This window comes from Cellulomonas sp. (assembly GCF_036279715.1).
GTDB lineage: Bacteria > Actinomycetota > Actinomycetes > Actinomycetales > Cellulomonadaceae > Cellulomonas_A.
The window spans coordinates 20874-29343 of sequence record NZ_DASUIR010000108.1 but is presented as its reverse complement, the minus strand read 5'-3'; the positions used below and the strand labels follow the sequence as shown (position 1 = coordinate 29343).

8 protein-coding genes and 2 pseudogenes are annotated in these 8470 nt (G+C 71.4%); 6 read left to right on the top strand and 4 right to left on the bottom strand.

Annotated elements, in window-relative coordinates; translation table 11 throughout:
* A pseudogene (locus VFW79_RS10825) lies at nucleotides 1-414 on the top strand (hypothetical protein); the annotation flags it as partial.
* Nucleotides 415-628: 214 nt separating this feature from the next.
* Nucleotides 629-1606: pseudogene (locus VFW79_RS10820) on the top strand (RNA polymerase sigma factor); the annotation flags it as partial.
* 29 nt (nucleotides 1607-1635) lie between these two features.
* Here VFW79_RS10820 and VFW79_RS10815 read toward each other — a convergent pair.
* Together VFW79_RS10815 and VFW79_RS10810 are read right to left on the bottom strand one after the other, a co-directional pair.
* Nucleotides 1636-2043, bottom strand: coding sequence for a rhodanese-like domain-containing protein (locus VFW79_RS10815; RefSeq protein ID WP_329677316.1), 408 nt, complete (start codon nucleotides 2041-2043; stop codon nucleotides 1636-1638).
* Nucleotides 2044-2160: 117 nt separating this feature from the next.
* Nucleotides 2161-2865 carry a DUF2202 domain-containing protein gene (locus tag VFW79_RS10810; protein ID WP_329677315.1) on the bottom strand — a complete coding sequence of 235 codons (705 nt, stop codon included), beginning with the start codon at nucleotides 2863-2865 and terminating at the stop codon, nucleotides 2161-2163.
* A gap of 163 nt (nucleotides 2866-3028) precedes the next feature.
* Here VFW79_RS10810 and VFW79_RS10805 point away from each other — a divergent pair, with 163 nt between their 5' ends.
* Entirely contained in the window at nucleotides 3029-3724 is a 696-nt protein-coding gene (locus VFW79_RS10805; protein ID WP_329677314.1) for a response regulator transcription factor, read from the top strand.
* Nucleotides 3721-5091 carry a HAMP domain-containing sensor histidine kinase gene (locus tag VFW79_RS10800; protein ID WP_329677313.1) on the top strand — a complete coding sequence of 457 codons (1371 nt, stop codon included), beginning with the start codon at nucleotides 3721-3723 and terminating at the stop codon, nucleotides 5089-5091. The genes VFW79_RS10805 and VFW79_RS10800 overlap by 4 nt, the downstream gene beginning before the upstream one ends.
* A 54-nt stretch (nucleotides 5092-5145) precedes the next feature.
* On the opposite strand, the gene VFW79_RS10795 is transcribed toward VFW79_RS10800, so the two are convergent.
* Nucleotides 5146-5487 (bottom strand): DsrE family protein, encoded by a 342-nt coding sequence (locus VFW79_RS10795; protein ID WP_329677312.1) that lies wholly within the window; start codon nucleotides 5485-5487, stop codon nucleotides 5146-5148.
* Nucleotides 5484-6065: a hypothetical protein gene (locus tag VFW79_RS10790; RefSeq protein WP_329677311.1), complete on the bottom strand. Its 582-nt coding sequence runs from the start codon at nucleotides 6063-6065 to the stop codon at nucleotides 5484-5486. Before VFW79_RS10790 ends, VFW79_RS10795 begins: the two co-directional genes overlap by 4 nt.
* A gap of 156 nt (nucleotides 6066-6221) precedes the next feature.
* Between VFW79_RS10790 and VFW79_RS10785 the strand changes: the two genes are divergently transcribed.
* Nucleotides 6222-7601: an MBL fold metallo-hydrolase gene (locus tag VFW79_RS10785; RefSeq protein WP_329677310.1), complete on the top strand. Its 1380-nt coding sequence runs from the start codon at nucleotides 6222-6224 to the stop codon at nucleotides 7599-7601.
* Nucleotides 7602-7645: 44 nt separating this feature from the next.
* The gene (locus VFW79_RS10780) at nucleotides 7646-8467 is read left to right on the top strand and encodes a sulfite exporter TauE/SafE family protein (RefSeq protein ID WP_329677309.1); all 822 of its coding nucleotides are present in this window, start codon (nucleotides 7646-7648) and stop codon (nucleotides 8465-8467) included.
* Nucleotides 8468-8470: the final 3 nt, after the last annotated feature.

Here is an 8470-nt window from a genome sequence, read left to right as displayed (position 1 = left end):
GAGCTCGGGCAGTGGGCCGGCGAGGTGCTGAAGGGCGTGTCAGCGGCCGCCACGGGGTCCGGCTATGGGCTACTCGTGTTCTCCGCCGCGGGCGACGGCTCGGCGGCCGGCTGGGAGCGCCGGGCCCTGGTCAGGTTGGGCGGCACGTTGATCGACGGTGCGATCCTCATCGCTCCCTCCCGCGAGGTGAGATGCGTCAACCTGCCCGTGGTCGAGGTTGCCGCACAGGCATCAGCGCAGCACCACGTCGGGGAGTCGGACGGTGCCCCGTGCGACCCGGAAGGGGTGGCAGGTCGGGCTGTGCCGCGCGAGCTCGGCGGTGCGGCCTTCCGGATGCTCCTGGCGCTCATCGGGTCCGAGTCGGACGGCCCAGGGGCCCCGGCGGGGCCCTCCGCTACAATGAAGGTCGCATAGCGGCCCGGTCTGTCAGACCGGGGTCTGCGTCCGACTCTCCAGATCGGCATCCTCAGGTTCACCGGGGCCCCGTGGTCTCGCGGTGGCAGGCGTGTGCGGCAACTGGCCGAGATGTCGCTCGGTGCCTGGATGAGAGGGCCATCACCCCATGACTACGACGCTCACCACCCCCGACCTGGTCTCGACGTCGGATGACCGCGTGATCGTCTCGACGGCGGACGACGGCTTCATCCTCTCGGCGAGCGAGGACGACGCTCCCGCCGCGGTGATCTCGACCGCGGGCGCGACGCTCGATCCCGTCAAGGACTACCTCAAGGCGATCGGCCGCGTCCGGCTTCTCACGGCCGAAGAGGAGGTGACGATCGCCCTGCGGATCGAGGCCGGGCTCTTCGCCGACCACCTCCTCCAGGGTTCGGCGGTCCACAAGGGCGCATCGAAGCGGGAGCTCGAGCTGATCGCTGCCGACGGTCGCCGAGCCAAGGACCACCTCCTCGAGGCGAACCTCCGGCTGGTCGTCTCGATCGCCAAGAAGTACACCGGGCGAGGCATGCTGTTCCTCGACCTCATCCAGGAGGGCAACGCCGGTCTGATCCGCGCGGTCGAGAAGTTCGACTACTCCAAGGGCTTCAAGTTCTCGACGTACGCCACCTGGTGGATCCGGCAGGCGATCACCCGGGGGATGGCCGACCAGTCGCGCACCATCCGCATCCCGGTGCACATGGTCGAGATCATCAACAAGCTCGCCCGCGTGCAGCGGCACCTGTTCCAGACGCTGGGTCGTGAGCCCACGCCGGAGGAGCTGGCCAAGGATCTCGACATGACCCCGGAGAAGGTCGTGGAGGTCCAGAAGTACGGCCGCGAGCCCATCTCGCTCCAGACCCCGCTCGGCGAGGAGGGCGACAGCCAGTTCGGCGACCTCATCGAGGACTCCGAGGCGATGGTCGCGATCGACGCGGTCAGCTTCACGCTGCTCCGTGAGCAGCTGGGACGAGTCCTCGACACGTTGTCCGAGCGCGAGGCCGGCGTCGTGACGATGCGGTTCGGCCTGACGGACGGGCAGCCCAAGACGCTCGACGAGATCGGCAAGGTCTACGGGGTCACGCGCGAGCGGATCCGGCAGATCGAGGCGAAGACGATGTCGAAGCTTCGTCACCCCTCGCGGTCCCAGACGCTGCGCGACTACCTCGACTGAGTGCAGCCGGCCGACGGCGGCCGGGTCGGTCAGCTCGTGACGAGCGCGCCGCCGTTGGCCTGCCAGTCGGCGACCCCGCCGGTGAGGTTGTAGATCGTCGTGAAGCCCAGCTTGGCCATGCGGGCGGTCGCCGCGGCGGAGCGGTTGCCGCTGTGGCAGTAGACGAAGTACGCGCCGTCCTTCGGCAGCTGCCCGACCTGGCTGTCGAACGTGTCGCTGTTGACGTCGATGTTGACCGCGTCTGCGAGGTGTCCGGACGCGTACTCGGTCGGGGTCCGCACGTCGATGAGGGTGATGCCGGGCTGAGCGAGGACGGAAGCCGAGCTGGCGACGCTGACATCGGTCACCGCGTCAGGGCCGCTGGAGCACGCGCTGAGCCCGGCGACGGAGAGGACGGCGGCGAGCGCGACGGCGACTGCGCGAGAGGTGAGAGACATACCCCCCAGGGTATCACGGAGCCGCCCGCTCGTCCTCGCTCATGACCTGTCTGGGGCTCGCCATCCGATGGATGGCGAGCCCCAGACGTCGGGCGCGCGCCGGCTGGCCGCTGTCGGTCAGCCGCCGAACGCCACGAGGTGGCGCTCGGACCCCGCGAGCAGGTTGGTGTACACCTGCAGCGCATCCGGGGCGGTGACGCCGATGACGGCGGACTTGAGGTCCGTGATGTCGGTCGACTCGACCGTGCGAGCTGCCGCGTAGGCGGCATCGACGCTGACCGAGCCGTCGGCGAGCAGCGTGTTGTACAGGTCCTGGGTCGCTGCTGTCGCGAACGTCCCCGCTGCGCGGTCTGCGGTCGGGTCGGTGATCGAGTACCGGTCGAGGATGACGCGGACCTCCGTCAGGTGCTGGGTCTCGGCATTCGCGATCCGGGTGAACGCTCGCGTGCCGTACTGGTCGGCGAAGGCGACGTACAGGTCGTGGGCGAGCTTCTCCTCCTCGGCGAGCGCAGCGATCGCTGACTTCTGCGTGTCGGTCAACGTGCCGCTCGCCACGCCGGTGAGGTCCGCGCGGGCTCCCGTGCCCATCCCGGCACCGCGGGCCTGGCCACCGTTGCCCTGAAGGCTCTGGCCCCCGCGGGGACCCGCCGCGACGCCGGTGCCGTCACAGGCGCCGACCTGCTGCATGGTCTGCTGGTTGGTGCGGGTCTGGTCAGGCCCGATGCCGCCGTCCTGCGCGCGGGCCAGCGCGGGTGAGGCGAGAAGTGCGGTCGCGACGACACCGGTGGTGATCGCCGTGGTGATGCGGGTCCTGGTACGCATGAGGTGCTCCTTCGTTGGTGTCTTCCTGGGGACGACCTCACGGTGCCGCGCGAGTCTGCAGGACCCTCGGGATCCCTGTGGAGACGGTGTGGAGTTTGCGGCCGGAGATGCGAACCACCGCCGATCGGCGCTCCCGACCGTGCGCGGCACGCCAAGATGGGGCATGCCCACCGTGCTGGTCGTCGAGGATGAGCGCGACATCCGCGAGGTGCTGCGCCGCTACCTCGAGCGCGCCGGCCTCTCCGTGCTCACCACAGGGACCGGCGCTGAGGCGATCCGGTTGCTCACCTCGGCTCCGCCGGACCTGGTGGTGCTCGACCTCGGCCTTCCTGATCTCGACGGGACCGAGGTGCTCCGCGAGATCAGCGCGGCGGGGCACCCACCGGTCATCGTCCTGACCGCTCGCAGCGGCGTCGACGACCGCATCCGCGGCCTGCAGCTCGGCGCGGACGACTACGTCACCAAGCCGTTCAGTCCCGCCGAGGTCGTCCTGCGCGTCCAGGCGGTCCTGCACCGTGTCGGCGGGCCGACCGGCGCGTCCGGCGCTGCGACCTATGGCGAGGGCAGGCTGCGGATCGACGAGCTGCGGCACGAGGCATGGCTGGACGGCCGCGAGCTTGATCTGACCCCGACCGAGTGGGGGCTGCTCACGGCCGTCGCCGCGGCTCCGGAGCGGGTGTTCTCACGCTACGAGCTGGTCAACCGCGTGCGGGGGTACGAGTACGCCGGCTACGAGCGGACCATCGACTCGCACGTCAAGAACCTGCGGCACAAGCTCGGGCCGGACGGGTCCGACCTGGTGGAGACCGTGCTCGGTGTCGGCTACCGGCTGCGACTGCGTCGAGACGATCCGCGATGAACCCCGGGCGGTTCGGTCTCGGTCCGCTCGGCCGGCGGATGCTGCTCGCGTTCGTGCTGGTCGCGGTGTCCTCGGTCGCCCTCCTGACGGCTGCGGCGCTGGTCGGTGTCGGGCGCGGCATGGAGGTCTCCCAGAAGGCCGACCGTCAGCAGGCGACAGAGGCTGCGTCGAACGCGGCGGGGGCCGCGTACGAGCGGATCGACGGCTGGGCGGGGGCCGACCTCAGCCGTGCCGGTGCGATCGCCGAGGCTGCGGGGGCGCGCCTGTTCGTGGTCGACGCGGCCGGGGCCTCGGTGGGCGGCGGCTCCGGCGCTCCGGGTGGACAGGGCAAGGGTGGCCTCGGGCCGGCCGGCGGCGCGGGTGTCTTCGAGGCAGCCGTGACGGCGAACGGTGTCGTCGTCGGCGCAGTGCGTCTCGTCTACCTGACGGCGGCCGGGACAGGAGCCCGCGACGTGGCCTGGTCGTGGATCGCCGTGGCCGCTGTGGTCGCACTCCTGGTCGCGGTGCTCGCGAGCTGGGCGGTGACCCGGCGGCTCACGCGTCCGATCGCAGCCATGACGAGCGCCGCACGGGCATTCACCGCGGGGGACCGCAGTGCACGCGCGGGCGTGACGGGGCCGGGCGAGATCGGCGAGCTGGCGCATGCCTTCGACTCGATGGCGGAGACGGTCGCTCGCTCGGAGCAGGAGCGGCGCAACGTCACGGCCGACGTCGCCCACGAGCTGCGCACGCCCCTCGCGGCTCTCCAGGCGGGGCTCGAGGAGCTCCGTGACGGGCTGGTCGAGCCGAGCCCGCACGGGCTCGCGGGTCTGCATGACCAGTCGTTGCGGCTGGGGCGCGTGGTCAGCGATCTCGCCGAGCTGTCGGCAGCCGAGGCGAGCCGGGTGTCGGTCGCGCGGGCCGAGGTCGACCTGTCACGGGTCGCGCGCGACGAGCTGGCCGTGCGGGAGCCCCAGCTGCGGGCGGCGGGGCTCGTGGTGGACGGCCGGTTCGACGAACCTGTGCCGGTCCGGGCGGACTCCGACCGTCTGCACCAGGCGGTGGGCAACCTGCTGGCCAACGCCGCGCGCTACTGCCGCCCGGGTGACCGCGTGACTGTCGTGGTGCGGTCGGAGGGCGACCAGGCCGTCGTGGAGGTGGTCGACTCGGGTCCGGGGATCGCCGCCGACGAGCTGCCCCATGTCTTCGACCGGCTCTGGCGGGGCCGAGCGGCACGCCAGGTCGCGGGGTCGGGCATCGGACTGGCCGTCGCGCGCGAGATCGTCATGGCGCACGGCGGAGCGATCGAGGCAGCCTCGCGTGAGGGTGCCGGGACGACGATCACGATCCGCCTTCCCCGCAGCCCGGCGTCGCCGCGGGAGCCCTGACGGCATCGGGGCCCCACGCCGACCTCGACCAACCTCCGCCAGACCCGCAGGCCCTCACGGCCGCAGGTAGGCCCAGCCCTCGAGCTGTCGAGCGACGAGGTGCGCGACGCCCGACGGCACGACGACCGCCCCGTGCACGAGGTCGCGATCCGTCAGGTCCTGCGACCGCAGCGAGTTGCGGCACACGACGATGGTGATGCCGGCGTCCTGCGCTTCCGCGAGGGCGTCCGCCGTGGCCTGACCGGGGCGTGCCAGGGTGATCGCCTCGCCGTGCACCACGACCTCGATGGGCGTGCCGACCTCCACCTCCGGAAGCAGGTTCAGCGCGTTACGGAGGACGGCGCGCTGCTTGCCCGCGGCGGCCTCGGTCAGGTGCAGGACGACGCCGGCGGTCACCGACCGGCTCCCGTCGTGGGGGTGACCGGCTGGCGGCGACGGCTGATCCGCGGCGTCGAGCACAGGATCTGCCCACGCAGGCGCACCAGCAGCGCGCCCGCGGTCATGAGGAGCGCCGCGGCCGCGAGGTAGGGCTGGACGGGGGCGAACCACGTGATGGCCCCCGAGTATCCGAGGGCCAGCAGGGCGAGCTTGTTGCACACCGGGCAGCCGACCGCGAACCAGGCCAGGACGCCGCCGACCATCCCGAACCTGCTCGGCGCGTCGACCGTGTCGGCCGGTTCGTCGGCGGCCGTCGCACCGTCCTGGTCGCGTGCGCTGCGGACGTAGGTCGCGGCGAGCATCCCGGCGAGGATCGACGAGGCGATCCAGACGGGGTAGTTCCAGGCCTGGACCGGTACCTCGCGGCCGAAGACCGGGTTGGGGATGAGCACCGTCGGGATGCCGATCAGGAGCGCGAAGGCGACGGCGAAGACGCCCGACGCCAGGCGCTGCCGAGGCGTCCAGCTGCGCAGCGCGAGGGCAGCCGCTTCGAGGGTGCGACGCGGCTCCGTCGGGGTGGTGATGACCGGGGACATGCTCCTCCAGCGGGCGTGAGACGAGGCGATGGCACTCAAGGGGTGTGGCTCTGGAGGTCGGAATGCGGGGACGAGCCCTCCGGTTGTAGGGTCAACATACCCCGAGGGGTATCGATCTGCATGAGCTGACGCCTCTCCTGGAAAGGCCCGCGTGACATGACCACGACGATCGTCGCCATCGACACCCCGTCGCTCGGCGACCGCAGCTACCTCGTTCATGACGGGCGCGTGGCGCTCGTCGTCGACCCTCAGCGCGACATCGACCGGGTGCTCGCCGCCGCAGCCGAGGCCGGTGTGCGCGTCACGCACGTCTTCGAGACCCACATCCACAACGACTACGTCACCGGGGGCTTCGCGCTCGCGCAGCAGACCGGCGCGGCGTACCTCGTCAATGCCGACGACGTGGTCTCGTTCGATCGAGTGCCGATCCGTGGCGGCGACCTCATCGAGGTGAGCGCTGAGCTGCGGGTCCGTGTCGTGCCGACACCGGGGCACACCTTCACCCACCTGTCCTACGTGCTCGAGGGGGAGCATCCCGCGGTCTTCTCGGGTGGGTCGTTGCTGTTCGGCTCGACCGGCCGCCCTGATCTCCTGGGCCCGGAGCACACCCGCACCCTCGCCCACCACCAGTTCGCCTCGGCGCGTGCCCTCGCCCGCGAGCTGCCCGACGACACGGCCGTCATGCCCACGCACGGATTCGGCAGCTTCTGCTCGGCCACGGCCACGACGTCCGGGGCCACGGGGTCGACCATAGGGACGGAGCGGCTCAGCAACCCCGCCTTGACCAAGGGCGAGGAGGCGTACGTCGCGGAGATCATCGGCGGTCTCGATGCGCACCCCGCCTACTACGTCCACATGGGCCCTGCGAACTCGCGCGGGCCGTCGGGCGCGGACCTCAGCGCGCCGCGGCGTGCCGACAAGGCGGAGCTGGCCCGTCGCCTGAACGCCGGGGAGTGGCTGGTCGATCTGCGCACGCGCTCGGCGTTCGCGGTGGGTCATGTCCCTGGCACGTTCAACTTCGGGCTCGACGGGCAGTTCGCGACGTACCTCGGGTGGCTCATCCCGTGGGGGACCCCTGTCACCCTGCTGGGAGAGAGCCCGTCGCAGGTCGCTGAGGCCCAGCGGGAGCTCGTCCGGATCGGCATCGACGCTCCGTCGGCAGCGGCCACCGGCGGACCACGGGACTGGACCGACGGTCCGCTCGGCCATCTCGAGCGCGCCACGTTCGCCGATCTCGCCCAGGTCCGCCACCACCGTCGGGTCACGGTTCTCGACGTCCGGCGCGTGAGCGAGTGGCGAGAGTCCCACATCGACGGCGCCGTGCACGTCCCGCTGCACTCCCTCCTCGAACGTCTCGGGGACGTGCCGACCGGCGAGGTGTGGGTCCACTGCGCCGCCGGCTACCGCGCGTCGATCGCGGCGTCCTTCCTCATAGCCAACGGACACCAGCGGGTGGTGGCGGTCGACGACACGTTCAGCGAGCATGCGGCCGACTCAGGACTCGCCCTGGTCGCGGAGAGCAGCGCGACAGGCTGACCCGGGCTCGTCAGGTTCTGACCCCCGGAGAAGAAGGACATCACATGCTCGCGCTGGTCATCCCCGTCGGTCTGCTGATCGGGCTCAGCCTCGGTGCACTCGGGGGTGGCGGCTCGATCCTCACCGTCCCGGCTCTCGTCTACGTGTTCGGCCAGGACTCACGCGCAGCGACCACGGGATCGCTCCTCATCGTCGGCGTCACGTCCGTCATCGGGATGATCCCGCACCGGCGTGCCGCGCGCGTCAGCGTGGCCCAGGGAATCGTGTTCGGCATCCTCGGGGTCGCCGGCTCGTACCTCGGCTCCCAGCTCTCGGCGGCCGTGCGCCAGGATGTCCTCCTGGCTGGCTTCTCGGTGCTGATGCTGGCGGTGGCAGCCCTGATGACCCGACGCCGCCGTGCCCAGGCCCGTCTCGCCTCTGCCGGCGCGGTGGCCGTCGCCATGGCCGCCCGGCCCATCCTGACGGTGCGACCAGCCGTCACGTGTGACTGCCGGCGTGCCGTCACGGTCGTGCTCACGGCGTCTGGAGTCGGTCTGCTCACGGGGTTCTTCGGTGTGGGTGGCGGGTTCGTGGTCGTGCCGGCCCTGGTCCTGGCGCTGGGCGTGTCGATGCCCGTGGCCGTGGGGACGTCGTTGCTGGTGATCGCGATCAACAGCTTCAGCGCGCTGCTGTTCCGGCTGGGCCACGGCGTGACGCTCGACTGGTGGGTGATCGGCGGCTTCACGATGGCGGGCGTGGTGGGAAGCCTCCTGGGCAGCCGCGTCGTCTCGCGAGTCGGACCTGCGCGCCTGAACCTTGCGTTCACCCTGCTTCTCGTCGTCGTGGCGCTCTACACCGCGGCCCGGAGCATCCCTGGGCTGTTCTGACGC

Coding starts and splice junctions, on each gene's coding strand:
- VFW79_RS10785 (WP_329677310.1), top strand. CDS start 6,222: ATGACCACGACGATCGTCGCCATCGACACCCCGTCGCTCGGCGACCGC.
- VFW79_RS10800 (WP_329677313.1), top strand. CDS start 3,721: ATGAACCCCGGGCGGTTCGGTCTCGGTCCGCTCGGCCGGCGGATGCTG.
- VFW79_RS10810 (WP_329677315.1), bottom strand. CDS start 2,865: ATGCGTACCAGGACCCGCATCACCACGGCGATCACCACCGGTGTCGTC.
- VFW79_RS10815 (WP_329677316.1), bottom strand. CDS start 2,043: ATGTCTCTCACCTCTCGCGCAGTCGCCGTCGCGCTCGCCGCCGTCCTC.
- VFW79_RS10790 (WP_329677311.1), bottom strand. CDS start 6,065: ATGTCCCCGGTCATCACCACCCCGACGGAGCCGCGTCGCACCCTCGAA.
- VFW79_RS10780 (WP_329677309.1), top strand. CDS start 7,646: ATGCTCGCGCTGGTCATCCCCGTCGGTCTGCTGATCGGGCTCAGCCTC.
- VFW79_RS10805 (WP_329677314.1), top strand. CDS start 3,029: ATGCCCACCGTGCTGGTCGTCGAGGATGAGCGCGACATCCGCGAGGTG.